The sequence below is a fragment of the Streptomyces sp. P1-3 genome (genome assembly GCF_050613155.1).
Lineage (GTDB): Bacteria > Actinomycetota > Actinomycetes > Streptomycetales > Streptomycetaceae > Streptomyces.
Genome location: NZ_CP192512.1, coordinates 1,890,912 through 1,913,878, shown reverse-complemented (window position 1 = coordinate 1,913,878; position 22,967 = coordinate 1,890,912). Strand labels below are relative to the sequence as shown.

Here is a 22,967-nt window from a genome sequence, read left to right as displayed (position 1 = left end):
ACCCATGGCAGGAACCGACCGCGAGAAGGCGCTCGACGCCGCGCTCGCACAGATTGAACGGCAATTCGGCAAGGGCGCCGTGATGCGCATGGGCGAGCGGCCGAACGAGCCCATCGAGGTCATCCCCACCGGGTCGACCGCTCTCGATGTCGCCCTCGGCGTCGGCGGGCTGCCGCGCGGCCGCGTCGTGGAGGTCTACGGCCCGGAGTCCTCCGGTAAGACGACCCTGACCCTGCACGCGGTGGCCAACGCCCAGCGCGCGGGCGGCGCGGTGGCCTTCGTGGATGCCGAGCACGCCCTCGACCCCGAGTACGCGAGGAAGCTCGGCGTCGACATCGACAACCTGATCCTTTCCCAGCCGGACAACGGCGAGCAGGCTCTCGAAATCGTGGACATGCTGGTCCGCTCCGGCGCGCTCGACCTCATCGTCATCGACTCCGTGGCGGCCCTGGTGCCGCGTGCGGAGATCGAGGGTGAGATGGGCGACTCGCACGTCGGCCTGCAGGCCCGGCTCATGAGTCAGGCGCTCCGCAAGATCACCAGCGCGTTGAACCAGTCCAAGACCACCGCGATCTTCATCAACCAGCTCCGCGAGAAGATCGGCGTCATGTTCGGCTCACCGGAGACCACCACCGGTGGCCGTGCGCTGAAGTTCTATGCCTCCGTGCGCATCGACATCCGACGCATCGAGACGCTCAAGGACGGCACCGACGCGGTCGGCAACCGCACCCGCTGCAAGGTTGTCAAGAACAAGGTCGCGCCGCCCTTCAAGCAGGCCGAGTTCGACATCCTCTACGGCCAGGGCATCAGCCGCGAGGGCGGCCTGATCGACATGGGTGTCGAGCACGGCTTCATCCGCAAGTCCGGTGCCTGGTACACGTACGAGGGCGACCAGCTCGGCCAGGGCAAGGAGAACGCCCGCAACTTCCTCAAGGACAACCCCGACCTCGCCAACGAGATCGAGAAGAAGATCAAGGAGAAGCTGGGCATCGGCGTCAAGCCCGAGGCCCCGGCCGCCGAGCCCGGCGCCGACGCCGCCGGAGAGGCCGGCGCCGTGGCCGCCGCACCGGTGAAGGCCGCGCCCGCCACGGCGAAGGCCGGAGCGAAGGCGACCAAGGCCGCCGCGGCCAAGAGCTGATCCGTGACGCGGCGAACCGACTGGCCGGAGCCGCCGGACCGGCCGCCCGGCGGCGCGGGCCGCGTGGACCATGCGGACTATGTGGATCACGCGGACCGTATGGATCCTGCGGACCACCTGGATCGCGCGGATCACGCGGAGCACGTGGGTCGCGCCGACCGTGCCGGGCACCGCGGTCACGCCGGACGCCGAGGCCGTACGGCGGATGATGCCTTTCCCGCTCGCTCCGGGCCGCCCTTCGAGGAGGACACGGCCCGGAGCGAGCGGGGGACTCCGCCCAGCCCGCAGGAGCAGGCGCGGGCGATCTGCCTGCGTCTGCTCACCGGCACTCCGCGCACCCGGAAACAGCTCGCGGACGCGCTGCGCAAACGCGGCATCCCCGAAGACGCGGCCCAAGAGGTGCTGTCCCGCTTCGAGGACGTCGGGCTCATCGACGACGCCGCCTTCGCCGGAGCGTGGGTGGAGTCCCGGCATCACAGCCGGGGCCTGGCCCGCAGGGCGCTCGCCCGCGAACTGCGCACCAAGGGCGTGGACTCCGCCGTGATCGACGAGGCCGTCGGCAGCCTCGACTCCGAGCAGGAGGAGCGCACCGCCCGCGAGCTGGTGGAGCGCAAGCTGCGCACCACCCGCGGCCTCACGCCCGACAAGCGGCTCCGCCGCCTCGCCGGGATGCTGGCGCGCAAGGGGTACCCCGAGGGTCTGGCCCTGCGCGTGGTGCGGCGCGCGCTGGAAGAGGAGGGCGGGGACCCGGAGCTCCTCGACGCACACCTCCCCGACGACTGACGCACCGGCCCGCCCGGGCGTCGAGGACGAACCGGGGTAGTCCGGATGACGCGGGGCGGCGTGGACGACCCGGGGCGGTGCGGACGGCCTGGGGTGGTGCGGACGACCTGAGGCGGCGCGGGCGACCTGAGGCTGCGCGGGCGAACCGGGGTGATGCGGACGCCCCGGGGCGGCGTGCCCCCCCCTGGTCGGCGTGCCCCCCTGGTCGGCGTGGACGCCCCCGGGCCGCAAGCCTGACTGACGCGCCTCAGGTCCGTATCGGCAGGCCCGCGGCGCGCCACGCCTGGAAGCCGCCGATGAGGTCCGTTGCCCGCTTCAGACCGAGTCGGCGCAGCGAGACGGCCGCGAAGCTGGACGCATACCCCTCGTCGCAGATCACGACCACCGGCAGATCGTGCCCGGTCGCCTCGGGGAGCCGGTGCTCGCACAGCGGATCCAGCCGCCACTCCAACTCGTTGCGCTCCACGACCAACGCCCCGGGGATCGTCCCGTCGCGTTCCCGGAGCGCCGCGTACCGGATGTCGACCAGCAGGCCGCCCGCGGCCTTCACCCGTGCCGCCTCGACCGGACCGACCCGCTCCAGCTCCTCGCGCGCCTCGGCCAGGAGCCCGTCGACGCCGGCGCTCATGCCCACTCCTTCGGGAGTTCGACCTGCTCCAGCCGGAGGACCGGCCCGGTGCGGCTGTACCGCCGGATCAGCGGCAGCGGCGGGTAGTACGCGTGCACCGAGATCGCGTGCCGCTCCGCAGAGGCGTTGAACACCTGGTGGACGTGGTGCGGCCCGAAGGCCCGGCCGCGCCCGTCCGGCAGGCGCCGCGTCCGGTCGAGGCCGTCGGCCAGTTCCAGCGTCTTCCAGCCCTCGCCGGGCAGTCGCGCGGCGAGGGACTGCTCGGTCAACTCGCCCTCGGCGGTGGCGAAGGCGCCGCGCGAGCCGCCGTGGTCGTGCCAGCCGGTGCCGGCGCCGGGCGGCCACGCGATCAGCCATGCCTCGCTGCCGCCCGGACCGTCCAACCGCAGCCAGGTGCGGCCTTCCGGATCCAGCGGGAGCGCGGCGACGAGAGCGGAGTCGGCGGCCGTACTGAGGGCGAATGCGAGCAGTTCGGCGGCGTCGGGACCGGAACCGGGCGCTACGGCCGCGGAATCGGCGGGCGGCGGCTCGGCGGCGTGTGCGGGCACCGCGGCGGGCGCGGGCAGGGGAGTGCGTACGTCAGACACAGGGACCGTCCTGGGAGATCGCGAAGGAGCGCGGCCCATGCCGCGCGCGGGAAGCGGATCAACAGGACGGGCGACACACGCAGCCCGCGTAGCGGAGGAGGTCCACATGGACCCTCCGCCAGAAGCGCGGCAGCCGGGTGTCGGTCACGCCGCGCAGTGAACCACGCGCGGGACGAGGCGGTCAACCATGTGCGGACGGAGGCACTCTAGCGGCGGGCCGCCGTCCGGGCCTCGCTCCCCGAGCGCTCCGACCTCCCCGGTCCCTCCGGCACCCTCGATCCCTCCGGCACCTTCGATCCCTCCGGCACCTTCGATCCCTCGGACCGATCAGACCTCTCGGACCGATCCGGACTCTCCGACCGCTCCGGGACGCCCTCCGCCCCCCGCGCCACGCCGCCGCCGCGTACCGCGTCCGCGTACGCGTACAGCTCGGCGGGCCGCACTCCCGACAGGGCCGCGGCCAGGTGCCCGTCCGGACGCACCAGCAGGACCGTGTGCGCGGCGGCGCCCGGATAGTCCTCGGCCACCAGCAGTTCGGCCGAGACCGGCAGCGCCGCGACGGCCGCCGCCAGACGCGGCATCAGGCCCGCGCGCAGCCAGTGCCGCCGGTCCCATACGCCCGTGCCGGGGGCGACCAGCACCACCAGCAGCTCCTGGCCGAGCCGGTCCCGCAGCCGGACCGACGCGCCGTCCGACGCGGTCACCGGCACATCGGCGACCAGCGCGCCGAGCGGCGTGCCGACGGTGACACAGCCCGTGGGCGGGGTCGCGGGCACCAGCGGCGAGCGGGCGTACACCGGGGGCGCGCCGAGCGGTCCCGCCCCGAGATGGCCCTCGGTGAGCAGGGTGTCGTGCCCGCGCGCCGCACCGGGTACGACGGAGCGGCGCACCGCGCGCCAGCCGCCCGTGGCCCGTACCGGCGGCAGCGCCTGATCCGCGGCCCGCAGCCGGGCGCCGACCGCGCCCCGCCGTTCCGACTGGTAGCTGTCCAGCAGGGTGTCCGGATCCCCCGCGGCGCGGTGCCAGACCAGCCCCAGCTTCCAGGCCAGGTTGCCGACGTCCCGCAGTCCTTCGTCCAGGCCCTGCGTGCCGAGCGCGCCCAGCAGATGGGCGGCGTCTCCGGCGAGGAGCACACGCCCCACCCGCCAGCGCCGCGCGAGCCGGTGGTGCACGGTGTACACGCCGGTGTCCAGCAGCTCGTACGGGGGCGCGGCGTCGTCGTACCACCCCGCGAGGGTGTCGTTCACCCGCGCCAGCAGCGCGTCCGGCGTCACCAGGTCGCCACCGGGCGGCAGCAGCCAGTCCAGCCGCCACACGCCGCCCGGCAGCGGCCGGGCGGTCACCTCGTCGTCGGCGGTATGCCAGGGCGGCGAGCGGTGCAGCACGCCCTCGCCGGGCCAGGGGAGTTCGGTGCGCAGCGCGGCGATCGCCTGACGTTCCACCGCCGTACGTCCGGGGAAGCGCACCCCGAGAAGCTTGCGAACCGTGGACCTGGGGCCGTCGCAGCCGACCACATGGCTGCCGCGCCACCAGGTCTCGGTCGCGCCCCGGGTGTGCACGGAGACCCCTGCGGCGTCCTGCTCCAGCGCGTCGACCCGGCTGTTCGTGACGAACGTGACCAGGCCGGTGGCGGCGCGCGCCGCCAGTTCCGCGCGGAGCGCGCGGGTGAGGTCGTGCTGGGCCAGGTGCACCGGCGCGGCGACCGCGCCTGCCGCCACATCGGGTGTACCGGAATCCGCGACCTCGGCGGCCTCCGCGACGGCACCCGCGCCGTCCACGGCACCCGGGCCCGTCCCTGGGCTCGCACCCGGCTCCGCTCCCGGCCCGAAGGGCACCCGTCGCACCAGATTCCGCCGCCGCATCGTCCGCCACGCCGTCCAGCGCTGGTCGCCGAAGGCACTCGCGCAGCCCATCCGCGACAGGAGTGCCACGGTGTCCGGGCGCAGTACGGCCGTACGGGCGGGCCGCCGTTCATCCAGTCCGGGGCCTTCGTCCACCAGGACCACGGGGACATCCAGCCGGGCCAGCGCCAGAGTCAGGGACAGACCGACCGGACCCGCCCCCGCGACGATCACCGGGTCCACGGCGCGGCTCCTCGGATGCCCGGTCCCGCGCCGTGGCGGAGCGCGGTACGAAGAACGGGGCGGACGGCGGGGCGGGGTGTCGGGGAGCTGGCGGAGGGTGCCCGGTGCGTGATCACACAGCGTATGCAACCCACTGCGGGCGCTTGCGTCAAGCGATCAAAGAGGCGGACAAGAGGCAGAAGAGGGAGACACGAGGCAGAGAGGAAGCGGACACGGCGCAGGCGGCGGCGCATTCGCCGCCGCCTGCCGCTCACGCAGGGTGCCGGACGGTCAGGCGGAAAAGCCGCCCTGGGAGTGGCCGCTCTGCCGATCCGTCACCATGGACGGGCCGCCCACGGTCTCCAACTGGTCGACCTGCCCGGCCGACACGACCGCGCCGGTGCCCTTCTTGCGGCTCCGCAGCTTGCGCTCCAGCCAGCTCGCGAAGCTGGTGAGCAGGAAGTTCACCGCGATGTAGATCAGCGCGACGACCGTGATCGAGGCGATGGTGTTGGCACCGTAGTTCGCGGTGATCGGGCGGACCTGGAAGAACAACTCCTCGTAGCCCAGCACCGCACCGCCCAGCGCGGTGTCCTTCACGATCACCACGAGCTGGCTGACCAGCGCCGGGAGCATTGCGGTGACCGCCTGCGGCAGCAGCACGGAGGTCATGGTCTGACCCTTGCGCATGCCGATGGCCTTGGCCGCGTCCGTCTGGCCGCGCGGCAGCGAGAGGATGCCCGCCCGGACGATCTCGGCGATGACGGAGGCGTTGTAGAGCACCAGGCCGGTCACCACCGCGTACAGCGGCCGGACCTCGAACGGGATGTCAGCGAACTCCGCGTATGCCTGGTAGGCGAACACCATGAGCATCAGCACCGGGATGGCGCGGAAGAACTCGACCACCGCGCCCACCGGGACGCGGATCCAGGCGTGGTCGGAGAGCCGGCCGATGCCGAGCGCCGCGCCGAGCGGCAGCGCGATGAGGATGGCAAGCGCCGCTGCCTTGAGGGTTTCACCGAGGCCGGGCAGCAGGAACTCGGTCCACACCCGGCTGTCCTCGGCGAACGGCCTCCACTTGTCGCCCTCCAACTGGTGGTGGTCCGCCATCATTTGGAGGACCCACCAGGCCACGAGGGCGAGGACGATCAGGAAGACACCGGTGAAGACGACGTTTCGCCGCCGGGCGCGCGGGCCGGGCGTGTCGTAGAGCACGGAGAGGTTCTTCATCGCTTCACCGCCACACGCTTGGCCACCCAGCCGAGCAGCAGGCCGGTCGGAAGGGTCAGTACCACGAAGCCGAAGGCGAACACCGAGAAGACGAGGAAGATCGCGTCAGTCTCGTTCTCGATCATCTCCTTCATCAGGGCCGCGGCTTCGGCGACGCTGATCGCGGCGGCGACCGTGGTGTTCTTGGTGAGCGCGATCAGGACGTTCGTCAGCGGCGCGACGACCGCGCGGAACGCCTGCGGCAGCACCACGTGGAACAGGACCTGCGTGAAGCTCAGGCCCAGAGCGCGGGCCGCCTCCGCCTGGCCCACCGGCACCGTGTTGATGCCGGCGCGCAGCGACTCGCAGACGAACGTCGCGGTGTACGCGGTCAGACCGAGCACCGCGAGCTGGAAGTTGACGGCGTCCGTCTCACCGCCGAAGAGCTTGACCCCCAGCGTCTGGTTCAGCCCGAACGAGGTGAAGAGAAGGACGATGGTCAGCGGGGTGTTCCGCATGAGGTTGACGTACGCCGTGCCGAAGACGCGCATCACCGGGACGGGGCTGACCCGCATGGCTGCGAGGACGGTTCCCCAGATCAGGGAACCGATCGCTGAGTAGAGGGCGAGCTGCACCGTGGTCCAGAAGGCCGCGAGCAGGTCATACCCTTCAAGAAATTCGAACACGTTCTACCGCGCTCTCCCCTGATCGGATGGAAGGGGCGCGCCGTCCGCCGGGGACGACGCGCCGCGGTGTCCTCAGCTCTTCTCGGTGATCTTCGGCGCGGGCTCGTACTTGTAGTTGGCCGGACCGAAGTTCGCCTTGACGGCCTTGTCCCAGGAGCCGTCCTTGACCATCTTCTCCAGGGCCTTGTTGATCTTGCCCTGGAGCTCGGTGTCGCCCTTCTTGATGCCGATGCCGTAGTTCTCGTCGCTCAGCTTCAGGCCCGTGAGCTTGAACTTGCCCTTGTGCTCCTCCTGCGAGGCGTAGCCGGCGAGGATGGAGTCATCCGTGGTGAGCGCGTCGACGGCCTCGTTCTCCAGGCCGGTCAGGCACTCCGAGTAGCCGCCGAACACCTGCAGATCGGCCTTGGGTGCGAAGTCCTTCTTGACGTTCTGCGCGGAGGTGGAGCCGGTGACCGAGCACAGCTTCTTGCTGTTCAGGTCCTTGGCGTCCTTGATGGAGTTGTCGTCCTTACGGACCAGCAGGTCCTGGTGGGCGAGGAAGTACGGGCCGGCGAAGCTGACCTTCTTCTTCCGCTCGTCGTTGATCGAGTACGTGGCCGCGACGAACTTCACGTCGCCGCGCGAGATCAGGTTCTCCCGCTCGGCGCTGGGTGCCTGCACCCACTTGATGTCCTTCTCGTCGTAGCCGAGCTCCTTGGCCACGTACTTGGCGACGTCGACATCGAAGCCGGTGTACTTGCCGTCGGGCGTCTTCAGACCCAGACCCGGCTGGTCGAACTTGATGCCGATCCTGATCTTGTCGTCATCGCCGCCGCCTCCGCAGGCGGTGGCGGTCGCGGACAGCGCGAGTACGGCAGCGGCCGCGGCGGTGGTCCTGCGGAACTTCATGGTGAACATCCTTAAGAGGTCGAGTCGTCGAGACGTCGAGCGGGGGAGACCGGCGATCGGTGATCGACGATCGGGCGATCAAGGCGTCAGTGGTGCAGGATCTTCGACAGGAAGTCCTTGGCCCGGTCGCTGCGGGGGTTGCTGAAGAACTGGTCCGGCGCGGCCTCTTCGACGATCCGGCCGTCCGCCATGAAGACCACCCGGTTCGCGGCCGAGCGCGCGAAGCCCATCTCGTGGGTGACGACGACCATCGTCATGCCGTCCCGGGCGAGCTGCTGCATGACCTCCAGCACCTCGTTGATCATCTCCGGGTCGAGAGCCGACGTGGGCTCGTCGAAGAGGATCACCTTCGGGTCCATGGCCAGTGCGCGGGCGATCGCCACCCGCTGCTGTTGACCGCCGGAGAGCTGGGCGGGGTACTTGTCCGCCTGGGTGCCGACGCCGACCCGGTCGAGCAGGGTGCGCGCCTTCGCCTCTGCGGCCTTCTTGTCAGCCTTGCGGACCTTGATCTGCCCCAGCATGACGTTCTCCAGCACCGTCTTGTGTGCGAAGAGGTTGAACGACTGGAAGACCATGCCCACATCGGCACGCAGACGTGCCAGCTCCTTGCCCTCCTGGGGCAGCGGCTTGCCGTCGATCGTGATCGTGCCCGAATCGATCGTCTCCAGCCGGTTGATCGTCCGGCACAGGGTGGACTTGCCCGACCCGGACGGTCCGATCACGACGACCACTTCACCCCGGGCGATGGACAGATCGATGTCCTGGAGCACGTGCAGCGCGCCGAAGTGCTTGTTGACTCCTGACAGCGCGACCAGCTCGCCCGCCGCACGGGGTGTGGCGTCCTTGGTCACCGATACTTCGCTCATCGGCGTCTCGCTCCATCCTCCTCGGTTGGGAGGACCTTAATGAGCGGTCACGACCAGCGTCATTACATCTGAGCTGAAATTGAGCATAACGATCCGGCTGCAAACCGACACTCTGCGTGAACAGGACGCCGAATCCCTCCGTACGCCGCGGATCCTTCCGTACCGGGTGCATAACGGACTGCGGATGTGTCTTGACGCGTACGCCAAGTATCGGAGTGGATGCCCTGAGACATGTCATCCGCCGGACATACCGGCTACGTACCGAGGACACGAACGGGTAAGGAGGGGCTGGTGCGGCTGCTGCTCGTCGAGGACGACAACCACGTCGCCGCGGCCCTGTCCGCCGTTCTCGCCCGGCACGGGTTCGACGTCACCCACGCCCGCAGCGGCGAGGAGGCGCTCCAGGCGCTGCTCCCCGACGCCGGGCCGCCCTTCGGCGTCGTACTCCTGGACCTCGGGCTGCCGGACCAGGACGGCTTCGAGGTGTGCGGCCGCATCCGCAAGCGCACCACCACGCCCGTGATCATGGTGACCGCGCGGGCCGACGTGCGCTCCCGTATCCACGGGCTCAACCTGGGCGCCGACGACTACGTCGTCAAGCCGTACGACCCGATGGAACTGCTCGCCCGCATCCACGCGGTGAGCCGCCGCACCACCTCCGCCGACAGCCCCGCGGCGGCCGAGGAGCCGCCGGTCGAGGGGGCCAGGCCGCCGCTGCGGCTCGGTGCCCTGACCATCGAACTCCCCAACCGCCAGGTCTCGGTGGGCGGCGCCACCGTGCCGCTGACCCGCAAGGAGTTCGACCTGCTCGCCCTGCTCGCGCAGCGCCCCGGCGTCGTCTTCCGCCGCGAACAGATCATCAGCGAGGTGTGGCGCACCAGCTGGGAGGGGACCGGACGCACCCTGGAGGTGCACATCGCCTCCCTCCGCTCCAAACTGAGGATGCCCGCCCTGATAGAGACCGTCCGCGGCGTCGGCTACCGCCTCGTCGCCCCCGCCCGCTGACCGCCGCGTGAACCCCGAAGCCTGAAGCCCGAAGTGCGCTCACGACTCCTTCCGCTGCTCATCGTCCTCATGGCGGGCGTCCTGCTGGCGCTTGGCTTCCCGCTGGCCGGCAGCATGGCCGCCAGGGAGCAGCAGCGGGTGGTCGTCGACCGGATCGACGACACGGCCCGCTTCGCCGCCATGGCCCAGTTCGTCACCGCCAGCCCCGTCCGGGCGGCCACATCCCGTCCGCCCACCGAGGAGGACGAGCGGCTGGCGGCGCTCCAGGACGACCTCGACCGCTACCACGACGTGTACGGCATACGGGCCGGGGTCTTCCAGCGCGACGGGACCCCACTGGCCCAGGCGCCCGGCGACTGGCGGCTGCCCCGCTCGGGCGAGGGCCGGGACGCCTTCGAGGAGGCCCTGGTCGGCCGCCGCAGCAGCGGCCCGGACCAGGTCTGGCCCTGGCAGCGGGACCGGCTGACCGTCGCCTCGCCGGTCGTCCGCGACGGCGACGTCGTCTACGTGGTGGTCACCGAGTCGCCCACCGGCCCGATGCGCTCCCGCATCCTCGACGGCTGGCTGCTCATCGTCGCGGGCGAGGCCGCCGCCATGCTGGTCGCCGTCGCCGCCGCGATCCGGCTCACCGGCTGGGTGCTGCGCCCCGTCCGCATCCTGGACTCCGCCACCCACGACATCGCCACCGGCCGGATGAAGTCCCGGGTCGCCGCCGCCTCCGGCCCGCCCGAGCTGCGCCGCCTCGCCCGCTCCTTCAACGAGATGGCCGACAACGTGGAGGAGGTCCTCGACCAGCAGCGGGCCTTCGTCGCCGACGCCTCGCACCAACTGCGCAACCCGCTGTCCGCGCTGCTGCTGCGCATCGAACTGCTCGCGCTCGAACTGCCCGAGGGCCACGAGGAGATCGCCTCGGTGCGTACCGAGGGCAAACGGCTGGCCCGGGTCCTGGACGATCTGCTGGACCTGGCCGTCGCCGAGCATTCCACCAGCCAGCTCGTCCTCACCGACATCGCGGAACTCGCCGCCGACCGGGTCGGTGCCTGGCTGCCGGTCGCCGAGGACAAGGGCATCGAACTGACCTGTGCCGGGCCCGTGGCCGTCACCGGCTGGGCCGACCCCGTGGCCCTGTCCAGCGCGCTCGACGCGGTGGTCGACAACGCCCTGAAGTTCACGCCCGCGGGCGCCACGGTCGAGGTGGCGGTCGCGCTCGCACCGGACGCCGACGCCGTCACGATCACCGTCGCCGACGGCGGGCCCGGACTCACCGAGGACGAACTCGCGCGCGTCGGCGACCGCTTCTGGCGCAGCGGCCGCCACCAGAACGTCTCCGGCTCGGGCCTGGGCCTGTCGATCTCGCGCGCCCTGCTCGCCGCGGGCGGTGCCACGATCGCGTACGCCCCCAACGAGCCCACCGGCCTGCGCGTGACGATCACCGTGCCCCGCACCGGACCGGAGGAGCCGACTACGGCTTGACCGACCGGTAGTAGCGCACCGCGCCCTTGTGCAGGGTCAGCGGGTCGGTGAACACCGCGGTGCGCAGGTCCACCTTCTGCGCCGCGTGCACCACCTCGCCGATCCGGTCCCGGCTGCGGATCACCGTGCGGGTGATCCCCTCCGTCAGCTCGGCGTCCGCCCGCTCGGTCGTGATCAGCAGGTTCGCCACCGCGATGGTCTTGGTCGGCTGGCCGCGCTGCGCCTTCGGATAGGTGTCCGCGGGCATCACGGCGGCCCGGTAGTAGCGGGTCGCCTCGCCCTGCCGGTGCAGCGCCTCGGTCAGGTCTCCGAGCTGGACCAGCCGGATCGGGACGTCGTCGGCCAGGTCCTCCAGGGCCGTGGTGGGCAGCCCGCCCGACCAGAAGAAGGCGTCCAGCTTCCCCTCGCGCAGCAGCCCGGTCATCCGGTCGATCCCGACCCGGCGCGCGTCGATGTCGGTGACGAAGTCCAGCCCGGCGGCCGACAGCAGCCGCCGGCTGATCAGCTGCACGCCCGAGCGGTCCTCGCCGACCCCGACCCGGCGGTCCTTCAGGTCCCGCGCCGAGCGGACCGGGGAGTCGGCGGGCACCACCAGCTGCATGTAGTCGTCGTAGAGCCGGGCGCAGGCCCGCAGCCGCTCGGCGCCGTGGCCGCCCTCCCGGGTGTAGGTGGCCACGGCGTCGGCGGTGGCGATGGCGAACGACGCGTCCCCGCGCACCAGCCGCTGGATGTTGTCCACCGAGCCCTGGCTGTGCAGCAGCCGGACGTCCACGTCCGGCAGGTCCCGGCGCAGATCGGTGCGCAGCAGCGTGCCGTACTTCTCGTACACCCCGGTGGGCACGCCCGTGGACAGCACGACCTCGCCGCTCGGCGAAGAGTCGCCGCGCAGCGGCAGCAGCCACCACAGCAGCAGCGCGAGGGCCGCGGCGGCGGCCGCGGACCGCAGGACGCGGCGTCTGCGCGGGCGGGCGGGGGCATCGGACACAGTCACCGATCCTGCCAGGTGACCGGGCGGGACGGGAGTGGCTGAGGCGGGTGGTCTACGGCACGGTGCGGTGCGGCCCCCGGTCCGGTCGGGACGTACTCCCGGCACCGCCTACCCTGGTTGCATGACCAGCAGCGACCGGAGCGAAGTAGTGGACGAAGTGGGCCTTAAGGGGACATACGAGGTGCGCACCTATGGGTGCCAGATGAACGTCCACGACTCCGAGCGGCTCTCCGGTCTGCTGGAGGACGCCGGATACGTCCGGGCGCCCGAGGGTGCCGGCGAGGGCGAGGCCGACGTCGTCGTCTTCAACACTTGCGCGGTGCGCGAGAACGCGGACAACAGGCTGTACGGCAACCTCGGCCGGCTCGCCCCGATGAAGGCGAAGCGACCCGGGATGCAGATCGCCGTCGGCGGCTGCCTGGCCCAGAAGGACCGCGACACCATCGTCAAGAAGGCGCCGTGGGTCGATGTGGTCTTCGGTACGCACAACATCGGCAAGCTGCCGGTGCTGCTGGAGCGGGCCCGCGTCCAGGAAGAGGCGCAGGTCGAGATCGCCGAGTCATTGGAAGCCTTCCCCTCCACCCTGCCCACGCGACGCGAGTCGGCGTACGCGGCCTGGGTCTCCATCTCCGTCGGCTGTAACAACACGTGCACGTTCTGTATTGTTCCGGCGCTGCGCGGCAAGGAGAAGGACCGCCGCCCCGGCGACATCCTGGCCGAGGTGGAGGCGCTGGTCGGCGAGGGCGTCACCGAGATCACCCTGCTCGGCCAGAACGTCAACGCCTACGGTTCCGACATCGGCGACCGCGAGGCGTTCAGCAAGCTGCTGCGCGCCTGCGGCAGGATCGAGGGCCTGGAGCGGGTCCGCTTCACCTCCCCGCACCCGCGTGACTTCACCGACGACGTCATCGCCGCGATGGCCGAGACCGAGAACGTGATGCCGCAGCTGCACATGCCCCTTCAGTCCGGCTCCGACGCCGTACTGAAGGCGATGCGGCGCTCGTACCGGCAGGAGCGCTTCCTCGGCATCATCGAGAAGGTGCGCGCGGCCATCCCGCACGCCGCCATCTCCACCGACATCATCGTGGGCTTCCCCGGCGAGACCGAGGAGGACTTCGAGCAGACCCTGCACGCCGTGCGCGAGGCGCGCTTCGCGCAGGCCTTCACCTTCCAGTACTCCAAGCGGCCGGGCACCCCGGCCGCCGAGATGGACGGGCAGATCCCCAAGGGGGTCGTGCAGGCGCGGTACGAGCGGCTGGTCGCCCTTCAGGAGGAGATCTCCTGGTCGGAGAACAAGAAGCAGGTCGGCCGCACCCTGGAACTCATGGTCGCCGAGGGCGAGGGCCGCAAGGACGACGCCACGCGGCGGCTGTCCGGCCGCGCCCCCGACAACCGGCTCGTGCACTTCAGCAAGCCGGAGGAGCCGGTGCGCCCCGGTGACATGGTGACCGTCGAGATCACCTACGCCGCGCCGCACCACCTGCTCGCGGAGGGCCCGGTCCTCGGCGTACGCCGCACCCGCGCCGGGGACGCGTGGGAGAAGCGCAACGCCGCCCCCGCGCCGAAGCCCGCGGGCGTGATGCTGGGCCTGCCGACCATCGGCGTACCGGCCCCGTCGGCGAGCCCGGCCCCGGCGGCGGGCTGCGGCTGCGACTGACGGATCCGAGGGGGGCGGAACATGGCTCGATGGGGGCTGATCGCCGAGAGCAGCGTGCGCCGGGGTGAGGGGAGAAGCTGGTCGGCGCACATCATGGGCTACGTCGACGGCACGCGCGAGGAGGCGCTGCGGGAGCTGGAGGCGCACGCCCGGCGGCGCTTCCCGCCGCCCTCGCGCTGGACGAAGCGGACCCAGCTGTTCCGGGTCGGTGACGGGCTGATGATGATCACCGACAATGTGCACAACCTGTACACCCGGTTCACCGTGGCGGAGCTGCTGTACGACAGCGATGCTCCGCCCGTCCCCGCCGATCCGGAGCCCGTAACGGCTGAGCCGGAGCCCGCCGCCGCGGAGCCCGAGGACGCGGGGCCGTCGCCGCTGGACGCGGTGCCGGACGACGCCCGGTTCGACGACGGTGTGCCTGTCAAACCGTCGTGGCTCGGCCGGAGCGACCTGCCCTGATGCCCCGGCCACCTTGTTAGGGTTCCGATCATGCTCGTAGCCGCCGCCGTATGTCCGTGCCCACCGCTGCTCGTGCCCGAGGTGGCCGCCGGGGCCGCGCCCGAGCTGGCGTCCCTGCGCGACGCGTGCGCCGACGCGATCGGCGTGCTCGCGGCCGCGCGGCCGGACCGGCTCGCCGTCCTCGGCCCGACGGCCGGGCCGGGCGACGGGCCCGGCCCCGACGCGCGCGGAGCGGTCATGTATCCGCAGGGCGCGCGCGGTTCGTTCCGCGGCTTCGGGGTGGACGCCGAAGTGCGGCTGGGGCATGGCGCGGCGACGGGTGCCGCGCCGGAGCTGCCGCCGCCCCTGGCCGTGGCCGCCTGGCTGCTGGAACGCGCGGACTGGACCGCCGCGCCCGTGACCGGGCTCGGGGTCGGCGAGGAGTGGACGGGAGCGGAGTGCGCGGCGGCCGGGCGGGAGCTGGCCGGCTCCGCCGACCGGGTCGCGCTGCTGGTGATGGGGGACGGGAGTGCGTGCCGGACGCTCAAGGCGCCCGGCTACCTCGACGAGCGGGCGGCGGATTTCGACGCCCGGGCCGCGCGTGCGCTGGGCGCCGCGGACACCGCGGCGCTGGCGGCTCTGGACCGCGAGCTGGCGCGTGACCTGCTCGTGGCGGGCCGCGCGCCGTGGCAGGTGCTCGCGGGTGCGGGGGAGGGCGCGGGCCTGAGCGGCGCGCTGCTGTACGACGACGCGCCGTACGGAGTGGGATACATGGTCGCGACCTGGTCGTAGCCGCGCGGCCCGACCCGGTCACAGCGGCTGACGGTCACGGCGGCGGATGGTCACAACGGCGGACGGCCGCGGAGCTGGTCGCTCCGCGGCCGTCCGTGGCTTTCAGACGTCGCCGGCAGGCACCGCCCTGGGGTACCTCCTGGGGGCACCTCCCAGCGGCCGCGCTGGGGGAGGAGTCCGAGGGAGGAGCCGGGGACAGGTCCTCAGGTGCCGGTCTCGCGGTCCTTGCCGGCCTCGGGCGCGGCGCCCGGCGGGGTGCCGGTGGCACCGGTGCCAGGGGTTTCGGTGCCAGGGGTCCCGGTGTCCTTGTGGGCGATGCGGCCGAGGGCCTCCTTGGCCTTGCCCGTGCCGGTCCCGATCCGGTCGCTGTACTTGCCCTTGGTCTTGGCGTCGACCGTCTTCGCGGCCTTGTCGAGACCTCGCTCGATCTTGTCCTCGTGCTGGTGCATGAAATCGCCGGCCTTGCCCTTCATGCGGTCGGCCTTGGCCTTGAGAGTGTCGCGCAGGCCCATGAGACACCTTCCCTCATCACGGAACGTACGTAACGAAACGCACGTCACGCCATATACGCCACGTCCATCAGGTGCGGGCGCCCTCGCCGGTCTCGCTGTCGGCCGCCTCGTCCGCGCCCTGCTGCTTCGGGATCTCGACGCCGTCGCCCGCATCGGTCGTCCCGACCGGCTCCTCCTCCCCTGCCGGGCCAGGGGCCTCGTCGGACGTGCCGTCGGCGGCCGCCGACGGTGATTCCTCCGTCACCGTGTCCGCTGACTCCTCGGCCGGAGCCGCAGCTGCCGCGGCCTCCTCGGTCAGGGCCTCGGACTTACGGCGACGAAACCTTGAAAAAACGCCCATAGCTACTCCATATACCTTACTCGTGTGGGCGACATTCCGTGCCGCCGTCGGAGCGCCTCCTCGCGCCGCTGCCGGACCCCGTCCGCCGCACCGGCCCTCGGCACTCTCTGTCCGGGGAACGACCCCGCACCCCGCATGTCACGTCGCCCGTTCGAGGGGCGCTTTCGATGTTTGCGAAACTGGTCCCGTGAACAGCGCAGTTCCCGCACCCCGAGTCATCGCCGTCGTCGGCCCCACCGCGGCCGGCAAGTCCGACCTCGGCGTCCTCCTCGCCCGCCGGCTCGGCGGCGAGGTCATCAACGCCGACTCCATGCAGCTCTACCGGGGCATGGACATCGGCACCGCCAAGCTGACGGCACAGGAGCAGCAGGGGGTGCCGCACCGGCTGCTCGACATCTGGGACGTCACCCAGGCCGCGAGCGTCGCCGAGTACCAGCGGCTGGCCCGTGCCGAGATCGACCGGCTGCTCGCCGAAGGCCGCACCCCCGTCCTGGTCGGCGGCTCCGGCCTGTACGTACGCGGAGCCATCGACGCCCTGGAGTTCCCCGGCACGGATCCCGCCGTCCGGGCCCGTCTGGAGGGCGAGCTCGCCGAACACGGCCCCGGCACGCTGCACGCCCGGCTGGCCGCCGCCGACCCGGAGGCCGCCCGCGCGATCCTGGCCAGCAACGGCCGCCGGATCGTGCGCGCCCTGGAGGTCATCGAGATCACCGGCCGCCCCTTCACCGCCAACCTGCCGGGCCACGAGGCCGTCTACGACACGCTCCAGATCGGCGTGGACGTCGAGCGGCCCGAACTGGACGAGCGCATCACCCTGCGCGTGGACCGGATGTGGGAGGCCGGGCTGGTCGAGGAGGTGCGCCGACTCGAAACCGAAGGGCTGCGCTCCGGACGTACCGCCTCCCGCGCGCTGGGCTATCAGCAGGTGCTCGCGGCGCTCGCGGGGGAGTGCGACGAGGACGAGGCACGCGCCGAGACCGTGCGCGCCACCAAGCGCTTCGCGCGCCGCCAGGACTCCTGGTTCCGCCGGGACCCGCGTGTCCACTGGCTCAGTGGCGCCGCCGAGAACCAGGGGGAACTCGCGGCACAGGCCCTGACGTTGGTCGAACGAGCGGTCACAGCCTGATCACGTGATTGCATCGGGACGTCCCGTGTGTCAATAGCGCCCCTTGGGCCGTGCCATCATCGACCTCGATCGTGCCGTGGTGTCTGGAGTTGGGAGGGCGTGTGGCGATGGAGGCCGGCCCTCGCGACTCGTCGCAGCAGCCGCTGAACGATCCGGAGACGTTCATTCCGGACGGTCCGGATGCTCCCGACGTGCTGGATGTACCGGGTGATCTGGATGTGCCGGGTGATCCGGACGGACTGGACGGCGCCGGACTGGCGGACCCGGACGGACTGCGGGATCCGGACGGCGCGGAGGTCGCCGACGGCCCCGAGGGCGCGGCGGGCTCCGGAGAGTCGTTCCGTGACCTGCGCCCCCCGCGCCGGCTGCGGATCTGGCAGATCGCCCCGATCGTGGCCCTGGCCATCCTCGGCTCCCTGATGTTCGCCTTCCCGCTCGCCTTCGAGTTCGGCGACGGCGGCGCCGTCGTCGCCATGCTCGGCCTGCTGCTCAGCTGCTGCGCCGCGGGCTGGGGGCTGATGGCGGCCCGCCGGGTCGGCTACACCTGGCCGGGGCTGCCGCCGCGCGGCTCCGGCCGCCGCCCGGACTGGCGGTTCGTCGCCCTGTACGTCGCGGTCGTCGCTCTCATGGCCGCCCTCGCGATCCTGCGGGTCGCGCGACTGCGCTGACCGCAGCGATGCGGTCGGCGCGGCCGACCGGGGCGCCGCCGCCGCGCGCGGCGGCCGTAGGATCGAGGGATGAGCACCACGCGACCCCTGTCCTTCCTCAAGGGCCACGGCACCGAGAACGACTTCGTGATCGTCCCCGACCCGGACGGTGCCCTGGACCTGACCCCCGCCGACGTCGCCCGCCTCTGCGACCGCCGGGCCGGCCTGGGCGGCGACGGTCTGCTGCGCGTCGTGCGGTCCGCGGCGCACCCCGAGGCGCGGCGGATGGCGGACGAGGCCGAGTGGTTCATGGACTACCGCAACGCCGACGGCTCCGTGGCCGAGATGTGCGGCAACGGCGCCCGGGTCTTCGCCCACTATCTGCGGCATGCCGGACATGTGGCGTACGGTGACGTGGCCATCGCCACCCGCTCCGGGGTGAAGCGGGCACACATCGCCAAGAACGGCGATGTCACCGTCGCCATGGGCCGCGCCCAACTGCCCCGCGAGCAGGTCACCGTGGCCGTCGGCGGCCGCAGCTGGCCCGCCCGCAACGTGAACATGGGCAACCCGCACGCCGTCGCCTTCGTCGAGGATCTGGACCACGCGGGCGACCTGTTCACCGAGCCGCCGTACCAGCCCGCCGACGTCTACCCCGACGGCGTGAACATCGAGTTCGTCGTGGACCGCGGCCCCGGCCATGTCGCGATGCGCGTGCACGAGCGGGGCTCGGGCGAGACCCGCTCCTGCGGCACCGGCGCCTGCGCCGTCGCGGTGGCCACCGCGCGCCGCGACGGCGTCGACCCGGCGGTCACCGGCGTCCCCGCCGTGTACACCGTGGATGTGCCCGGCGGCCGACTGGTGATCAGTGAGCTGCCGGACGGGACCGTGGAGATGACCGGCTCCGCCGTGATCGTCGCCGAGGGCACCCTCGACCCCGAGTGGTGGGCGGCGTCGGCCGTCTGACGCCCAACTGCGGTCGTCCCGCCCGCAACGGCGGCTGCCGTACGCTCAAGCGGTGCTCGTCCAACGCTCAAGTGGGACTCTGCCCATAACCGAGTTTCCGGAGAAATAACTCGCTCGAATGGGTGATCCGTTTCACTCTCGGCGAGAGCCGGTCGGCCGTGCGTGATGGGCTCGATAGCATCAAGCACCGGCCCCGGGGGCGAGCCCACGCCGGTCGATCTTGCCGGAGGTGCCCATGAGCGCAGAGGCCACGGACCACGCCGCTCTTGGCCGCAGACGCGGCCTCCCCCGAATCGATCTGCTGAACCTCCGCCGGTTCGGCAGGACCGCTTTACTGGGCCCCGCCTCCCGGGACCGGCTGCCCGACGCGATCGAGCACGTCGCCAAGGTCCACCGCGGCCATCACCCCGGCGCCGACCTGGACGTGCTTCGCAAGGCGTACGTCCTCGCCGAGTCCTCGCACCGCGGCCAGATGCGCAAGAGCGGCGAGCCGTACATCACCCACCCGCTCGCCGTCACCCTGATCCTGGCGGAACTGGGCGCCGAGACCACGACGTTGACCGCGTCGCTGCTCCACGACACCGTCGAGGACACCGATGTGACCCTCGATCAGGTGCGGGAGCAGTTCGGCGAAGAGGTCCGCTATCTCGTCGACGGCGTCACCAAACTGGAGAAGGTCGACTACGGGGCGGCGGCCGAGCCCGAGACGTTCCGCAAGATGCTCGTCGCCACCGGCAACGACGTCCGCGTGATGTCCATCAAACTCGCCGACCGGCTGCACAACATGCGCACGCTCGGTGTGATGCGGCCCGAGAAGCAGGCCCGGATCGCCAAGGTCACCCGCGACGTCCTGATCCCGCTCGCCGAACGGCTGGGGGTCCAGGCCCTCAAGACCGAACTGGAGGACCTGGTCTTCGCCATCCTCCATCCCGAGGAGTACGACCAGACCCGCGCCCTGCTGCTGGAGCACGCGAGCCGCCCCGACCCGCTCACGCAGGTCGCCGAGGACGTACGCGCCGTGCTGCACGAGGCGGACATCGACGCCGAAGTCGCGGTCCGGCCCCGGCACTTCGTCTCGGTCCACCGGGTGCGGATGAAACGCGGCGAGCTGACCGGATTCGACCTCGGCCGGCTCCTTGTGCAGGTCGCGGAGGACGCGGACTGCTACGCGGTCCTCGGCGAGCTGCACACCTGTTTCACCCCCGTCATCACGGAGTTCAAGGACTTCATCGCGGTCCCGAAGTTCAACCTGTACCAGTCGCTGCACACCGCCATGGCGAGCCGCGACGGCCACGTCGCCGAAGTCCTCATCCGTACGCAGCAGATGCACCGGGTCGCCGAGGCGGGCGTCGTGGCCCTCGGCAACCCGTACGCCCCGCCCGCGGGCGACCACGGCGCCGCGGGGCCCGGCCCCGAGGGCGAGCGCGTCGACCCGACCCGCCCCGGCTGGCTCTCCCGGCTGCTCGACTGGCAGCGCGCCACCCCCGACCCCGACGCCTTCTGGAGCTCGCTGCGCGACGATCTCGCACAGGACCGCGAGATCACCGTCTTCCGCGCCGACGGCGGCACGCTGGGCCTGCCCGCCGGTGCCAGTTGCGTCGACGCCGCGTACGCCCAGCACGGCGAGGCCGCGCACGCCTGCATCGGGGCGCGGGTCAACGGCCGCCTCGCGGCCCTGGGCACCGTCCTGCACGACGGCGACACCCTGCAGCTGCTGATGGCCCGCGACGCCGCCGCCTCCAGACCCTCACCGGACTGGCTGGACCACGCCCGGACGCCTGCCGCGCGGATCGCCATCAGCCGCTGGCTGGCCACCCACCCGGCGCTCCCCGAAGGCCCCGCCGCCGACACCCGCGGCCTCGGCCGCCCGGCGACCCCGGGACCGGTCGGTGACGGCCGCAGGGAGGCGGGCGTCACGGCCGATCTGCCGGGCGCGTCGGTACGGCTCGCCGGATGCTGCACGCCGGTGCCGCCCGACGCGGTCACCGGCTTCGCCGTGCGCGGCGGAGCCGTCACCGTGCACCGCGCGGAGTGTCCGGCGGTGACCCGCATGACCGCGGCCGGCCGGAGCCCGGTCGGTGTGCACTGGCACGCCCCGGAGAGCGACCGAGCGGCGGCCGACTACCGCGTCACGCTGTGCGCCGAGGCGTTCAGCAGACCGCACCTGCTCGCCGACCTCACCGAGGCGATCGCGGCGGAGGGGGTGGCCGTCGTCGCCGCCGCCGTGGAACCGCCGCACGAGCAGCGGGTCCGGCACACGTACACCCTCCAGCTGCCCGACCCGGCCCGGCTCACGACGCTGATGCGCGCGATGCGCAGGGTGCCCGGTGTGTACGACGTCGCCCGCCGGCAGCTGGCGGAAGCCGCCCGGACCTGAGCCCCGGGCCGCCCGCCCCGGGTCCCCGGACCTGAGCTTCGGCCACTTGCCCGGGGGGCCCTTCCGGGCAGCGTCCGCGGGAGCCGCGCGGCGAGGTTCAGCGGACGGGAGGGAACGGGGCCGCCCGTCGCCCGCCCGCCCCCGATCGGGTGGACTCCAGTCGCGACACCCCGTGCCCGTGACCGGGTGCTGGTACCGGTAGCCCATGCCGCACACCTCCCTCCGCCGTCGCACCGTCCGCCGCCGGGCCGCTCTGGTGGCCGCCCTCCTGGCTCTAGCCGCCGCCGCGGAGCCGCCGGCGCCCGCCGGCCCGCAGGGCATCGGCGACCGGCTGTATCCGCAGCTGGGCAACCCCGGATACGACGTCGCCGCGTACGACATCGCCTTCCGCTACCACGGCAACCGCCGGCCGCTGGACGCCGTGACGACCATCGACGCCGGCGCCACCGCCACCCTCGACCGCTTCAACCTCGACTTCACCCACGGCACCGTACGGTCCGTCGAGGTCGACGGCAGGCGGGCGCGGTTCGCCCAGGCAGGGGAGGACCTGGTGATCACCCCGGCGGCGGCCGTCGCCGAAGGGCAGCCGTTCAAGGTCGTCGTGCGTCACACCAGCGACCCTCGCGGCAAGGGCGGCGGCTGGATCCGTACCCGCGACGGGCTCGTCATGGCCAACCAGGCCAGCGCCGCCCACCGGGTCTTCCCCTCCAACGACCACCCCTCCGACAAGGCCCACTTCACCTTCCACGTCACCGCGCCGAAGGAGCTCACGGTCGTCGCGAACGGACTGCCCACGGGGCGGACCCGCGACGGGGACCGCACCCGCTGGGACTACGGCGGCGCCCACCCCATGGCCACGGAACTCGCCCAGGTCGCCATCGGCCGCTCCGCCATCCTGCGGCGCACCGGCCCGCGCGCGCTCGCCCTGCGGGACGTGGTGCCCGCCGCCGACCACCGCGGCCGCCTCACGAAATGGCTGGCCAGGACCCCCGAGCAGATCGCGTGGATGGAGCGGAAGGTCGGCCCTTACCCGTTCGAGACCTACGGCGTCCTCATCGCGGACGCCAGCACCGGCTTCGAGCTGGAGACCCAGACGCTGTCCCTCTTCGAACGCGGCCTGTTCACCGCACCGGGCACGCCGGCCTGGTTCGTGGAATCGATCATGGTGCACGAACTGGCGCACCAGTGGTTCGGCAACAGCGTGAGTCCGCGCACCTGGTCCGACCTGTGGCTCAACGAGGGCCATGCCACGTGGTACGAGGCGCTGTACGCCGCCGAACGCGGCAAGCTGCCTCTGGACAAGCGCATGCGGTTCGCGTATGCCCACTCCGACGCCTGGCGCGCCCAGGGTGGCCCGCCCGCCGCACCCGTGCCCGCGGCCCCCGACAATCCGATCGGCATCTTCCGCCCGGTCGTCTACGACGGCAGCGCCCTGGTCCTCTACGCCCTGCGGCAGGAGATCGGCCGGGCCGCGTTCGAGCGACTGGAACGCGCCTGGGTCCAGCACCACCAGGACGGTGTGGCGGCCACCGACGACTTCGTCCGGCTCGCCTCCGTCGTGGCCGGGCGCGACCTGTCCGGATTCCTGCGCCCCTGGCTGTACGGGAAGAAGACCCCGCCCATGCCCGGCCACCCGGACTGGAAGCGCGCCCGGCCCGGCAAACCCGGCACACCGCCCAAGGGAGTCCACGGCGCCGAAGGCGCCCATGGAACCGGGGGCGCGCAGAGCGCCAGGAACGTTGTGAAGCCGAGGTAGCGGGGTGATCCTCGAGCGGCGCCGCGAAACCGGAGTGAC

23 protein-coding genes are annotated in these 22,967 nt (G+C 72.2%); 12 read left to right on the top strand and 11 right to left on the bottom strand.

Annotation, left to right across the window (positions count from 1 at the left end; all coding sequences use genetic code 11):
- Nucleotides 1-4 precede the first annotated feature (4 nt).
- The gene (gene recA, locus ACQUSR_RS07885) at nt 5-1,138 is read left to right on the top strand and encodes a recombinase RecA (RefSeq protein WP_431041841.1); all 1,134 of its coding nucleotides are present in this window, start codon (nt 5-7) and stop codon (nt 1,136-1,138) included.
- Between the two features lie 3 nt (nt 1,139-1,141).
- Nucleotides 1,142-1,921 carry a recombination regulator RecX gene (gene recX / locus ACQUSR_RS07880; protein WP_431041840.1) on the top strand — a complete coding sequence of 260 codons (780 nt, stop codon included), beginning with the start codon at nt 1,142-1,144 and terminating at the stop codon, nt 1,919-1,921.
- Nucleotides 1,922-2,168: 247 nt separating this feature from the next.
- Here the strand turns inward: recX and ACQUSR_RS07875 are convergent, their stop codons facing one another.
- The 8 genes from ACQUSR_RS07875 to ACQUSR_RS07840 all read right to left on the bottom strand — a co-directional run bounded on the left by ACQUSR_RS07875 (nt 2,169) and on the right by ACQUSR_RS07840 (nt 8,848).
- The gene (locus ACQUSR_RS07875) at nt 2,169-2,549 is read right to left on the bottom strand and encodes a rhodanese-like domain-containing protein (RefSeq protein ID WP_431041839.1); all 381 of its coding nucleotides are present in this window, start codon (nt 2,547-2,549) and stop codon (nt 2,169-2,171) included.
- Nucleotides 2,546-3,136: a cysteine dioxygenase gene (locus ACQUSR_RS07870; protein ID WP_431041838.1), complete on the bottom strand. Its 591-nt coding sequence runs from the start codon at nt 3,134-3,136 to the stop codon at nt 2,546-2,548. Before ACQUSR_RS07870 ends, ACQUSR_RS07875 begins: the two co-directional genes overlap by 4 nt.
- 58 nt (nt 3,137-3,194) lie before the next feature.
- The gene (locus ACQUSR_RS07865; protein WP_311314449.1) at nt 3,195-3,242 is read right to left on the bottom strand and encodes a hypothetical protein; all 48 of its coding nucleotides are present in this window, start codon (nt 3,240-3,242) and stop codon (nt 3,195-3,197) included.
- Between the two features lie 100 nt (nt 3,243-3,342).
- Nucleotides 3,343-5,220: an FAD-dependent monooxygenase gene (locus ACQUSR_RS07860; RefSeq protein WP_431041837.1), complete on the bottom strand. Its 1,878-nt coding sequence runs from the start codon at nt 5,218-5,220 to the stop codon at nt 3,343-3,345.
- 270 nt (nt 5,221-5,490) lie between these two features.
- A complete protein-coding gene (locus ACQUSR_RS07855; protein WP_431041836.1) occupies nt 5,491-6,429 on the bottom strand; it encodes an amino acid ABC transporter permease in 939 nt (312 codons plus the stop codon).
- Complete coding sequence (locus tag ACQUSR_RS07850; RefSeq protein WP_431041835.1) at nt 6,426-7,094, bottom strand: amino acid ABC transporter permease; 669 nt, start codon at nt 7,092-7,094, stop codon at nt 6,426-6,428. Before ACQUSR_RS07850 ends, ACQUSR_RS07855 begins: the two co-directional genes overlap by 4 nt.
- A gap of 72 nt (nt 7,095-7,166) precedes the next feature.
- Nucleotides 7,167-7,982: a glutamate ABC transporter substrate-binding protein gene (locus tag ACQUSR_RS07845; protein WP_431041834.1), complete on the bottom strand. Its 816-nt coding sequence runs from the start codon at nt 7,980-7,982 to the stop codon at nt 7,167-7,169.
- A gap of 86 nt (nt 7,983-8,068) precedes the next feature.
- On the bottom strand, nt 8,069-8,848 hold the full coding sequence (locus ACQUSR_RS07840) for an amino acid ABC transporter ATP-binding protein (protein WP_431041833.1): 780 nt from the start codon (nt 8,846-8,848) through the stop codon (nt 8,069-8,071).
- 291 nt (nt 8,849-9,139) lie between these two features.
- On the opposite strand from ACQUSR_RS07840, the gene ACQUSR_RS07835 reads away from it, so the two are divergent.
- The gene (locus tag ACQUSR_RS07835) at nt 9,140-9,853 is read left to right on the top strand and encodes a response regulator transcription factor (RefSeq protein ID WP_431041832.1); all 714 of its coding nucleotides are present in this window, start codon (nt 9,140-9,142) and stop codon (nt 9,851-9,853) included.
- 33 nt (nt 9,854-9,886) lie between these two features.
- A complete protein-coding gene (locus tag ACQUSR_RS07830; protein ID WP_431041831.1) occupies nt 9,887-11,326 on the top strand; it encodes an ATP-binding protein in 1,440 nt (479 codons plus the stop codon).
- Here ACQUSR_RS07830 and ACQUSR_RS07825 read toward each other — a convergent pair.
- Nucleotides 11,316-12,311: a TAXI family TRAP transporter solute-binding subunit gene (locus ACQUSR_RS07825; RefSeq protein WP_431041830.1), complete on the bottom strand. Its 996-nt coding sequence runs from the start codon at nt 12,309-12,311 to the stop codon at nt 11,316-11,318. The genes ACQUSR_RS07830 and ACQUSR_RS07825 overlap by 11 nt on opposite strands.
- Nucleotides 12,312-12,435: 124 nt before the next feature.
- Here ACQUSR_RS07825 and miaB point away from each other — a divergent pair, with 124 nt between their 5' ends.
- Genes miaB through ACQUSR_RS07810 form a run of 3 tightly spaced genes read left to right on the top strand, consistent with a single transcriptional unit; the run spans nt 12,436 to nt 15,204 of the window.
- The gene (gene miaB, locus ACQUSR_RS07820; RefSeq protein WP_431041829.1) at nt 12,436-13,971 is read left to right on the top strand and encodes a tRNA (N6-isopentenyl adenosine(37)-C2)-methylthiotransferase MiaB; all 1,536 of its coding nucleotides are present in this window, start codon (nt 12,436-12,438) and stop codon (nt 13,969-13,971) included.
- 21 nt (nt 13,972-13,992) lie between these two features.
- On the top strand, nt 13,993-14,433 hold the full coding sequence (locus ACQUSR_RS07815) for a hypothetical protein (protein ID WP_431041828.1): 441 nt from the start codon (nt 13,993-13,995) through the stop codon (nt 14,431-14,433).
- 30 nt (nt 14,434-14,463) lie between these two features.
- Nucleotides 14,464-15,204: a class III extradiol dioxygenase subunit B-like domain-containing protein gene (locus ACQUSR_RS07810; protein WP_431041827.1), complete on the top strand. Its 741-nt coding sequence runs from the start codon at nt 14,464-14,466 to the stop codon at nt 15,202-15,204.
- Nucleotides 15,205-15,407: 203 nt separating this feature from the next.
- Here the strand turns inward: ACQUSR_RS07810 and ACQUSR_RS07805 are convergent, their stop codons facing one another.
- Nucleotides 15,408-15,716 carry an antitoxin gene (locus ACQUSR_RS07805; RefSeq protein WP_431041826.1) on the bottom strand — a complete coding sequence of 103 codons (309 nt, stop codon included), beginning with the start codon at nt 15,714-15,716 and terminating at the stop codon, nt 15,408-15,410.
- 67 nt (nt 15,717-15,783) lie between these two features.
- Nucleotides 15,784-15,960, bottom strand: a complete 177-nt coding sequence (locus ACQUSR_RS07800) for a gliding motility protein (protein WP_431041825.1) — start codon at nt 15,958-15,960, stop codon at nt 15,784-15,786.
- Nucleotides 15,961-16,243: 283 nt separating this feature from the next.
- Between ACQUSR_RS07800 and miaA the strand changes: the two genes are divergently transcribed.
- The 5 genes from miaA (at nt 16,244) to ACQUSR_RS07775 (ending at nt 22,928) form a co-directional block, all read left to right on the top strand.
- On the top strand, nt 16,244-17,182 hold the full coding sequence (gene miaA, locus ACQUSR_RS07795) for a tRNA (adenosine(37)-N6)-dimethylallyltransferase MiaA (protein ID WP_431041824.1): 939 nt from the start codon (nt 16,244-16,246) through the stop codon (nt 17,180-17,182).
- A 107-nt stretch (nt 17,183-17,289) separates the two neighbouring features.
- Nucleotides 17,290-17,850, top strand: a complete 561-nt coding sequence (locus ACQUSR_RS07790) for a hypothetical protein (RefSeq protein ID WP_431047440.1) — start codon at nt 17,290-17,292, stop codon at nt 17,848-17,850.
- 69 nt (nt 17,851-17,919) lie between these two features.
- Nucleotides 17,920-18,795 (top strand): diaminopimelate epimerase, encoded by an 876-nt coding sequence (dapF, locus tag ACQUSR_RS07785; protein WP_431041823.1) that lies wholly within the window; start codon nt 17,920-17,922, stop codon nt 18,793-18,795.
- Between the two features lie 235 nt (nt 18,796-19,030).
- Nucleotides 19,031-21,172, top strand: a complete 2,142-nt coding sequence (locus ACQUSR_RS07780) for a RelA/SpoT family protein (RefSeq protein WP_431041822.1) — start codon at nt 19,031-19,033, stop codon at nt 21,170-21,172.
- A 205-nt stretch (nt 21,173-21,377) separates the two neighbouring features.
- On the top strand, nt 21,378-22,928 hold the full coding sequence (locus ACQUSR_RS07775) for a M1 family metallopeptidase (protein ID WP_431041821.1): 1,551 nt from the start codon (nt 21,378-21,380) through the stop codon (nt 22,926-22,928).
- Nucleotides 22,929-22,967 lie beyond the last annotated feature (39 nt).

Bases quoted from the DNA above. Each gene is read 5' to 3' on its own strand.
- recA (WP_431041841.1), top strand. From the start codon at position 5: ATGGCAGGAACCGACCGCGAGAAGGCGCTCGACGCCGCGCTCGCACAG.
- ACQUSR_RS07875 (WP_431041839.1), bottom strand. From the start codon at position 2,549: ATGAGCGCCGGCGTCGACGGGCTCCTGGCCGAGGCGCGCGAGGAGCTG.
- ACQUSR_RS07855 (WP_431041836.1), bottom strand. From the start codon at position 6,429: ATGAAGAACCTCTCCGTGCTCTACGACACGCCCGGCCCGCGCGCCCGG.
- ACQUSR_RS07845 (WP_431041834.1), bottom strand. From the start codon at position 7,982: ATGAAGTTCCGCAGGACCACCGCCGCGGCCGCTGCCGTACTCGCGCTG.
- ACQUSR_RS07840 (WP_431041833.1), bottom strand. From the start codon at position 8,848: ATGAGCGAAGTATCGGTGACCAAGGACGCCACACCCCGTGCGGCGGGC.
- miaB (WP_431041829.1), top strand. From the start codon at position 12,436: ATGACCAGCAGCGACCGGAGCGAAGTAGTGGACGAAGTGGGCCTTAAG.
- ACQUSR_RS07815 (WP_431041828.1), top strand. From the start codon at position 13,993: ATGGCTCGATGGGGGCTGATCGCCGAGAGCAGCGTGCGCCGGGGTGAG.
- ACQUSR_RS07810 (WP_431041827.1), top strand. From the start codon at position 14,464: ATGCTCGTAGCCGCCGCCGTATGTCCGTGCCCACCGCTGCTCGTGCCC.
- ACQUSR_RS07805 (WP_431041826.1), bottom strand. From the start codon at position 15,716: ATGGGCCTGCGCGACACTCTCAAGGCCAAGGCCGACCGCATGAAGGGC.
- ACQUSR_RS07790 (WP_431047440.1), top strand. From the start codon at position 17,290: ATGGAGGCCGGCCCTCGCGACTCGTCGCAGCAGCCGCTGAACGATCCG.
- dapF (WP_431041823.1), top strand. From the start codon at position 17,920: ATGAGCACCACGCGACCCCTGTCCTTCCTCAAGGGCCACGGCACCGAG.
- ACQUSR_RS07780 (WP_431041822.1), top strand. From the start codon at position 19,031: ATGAGCGCAGAGGCCACGGACCACGCCGCTCTTGGCCGCAGACGCGGC.
- ACQUSR_RS07775 (WP_431041821.1), top strand. From the start codon at position 21,378: ATGCCGCACACCTCCCTCCGCCGTCGCACCGTCCGCCGCCGGGCCGCT.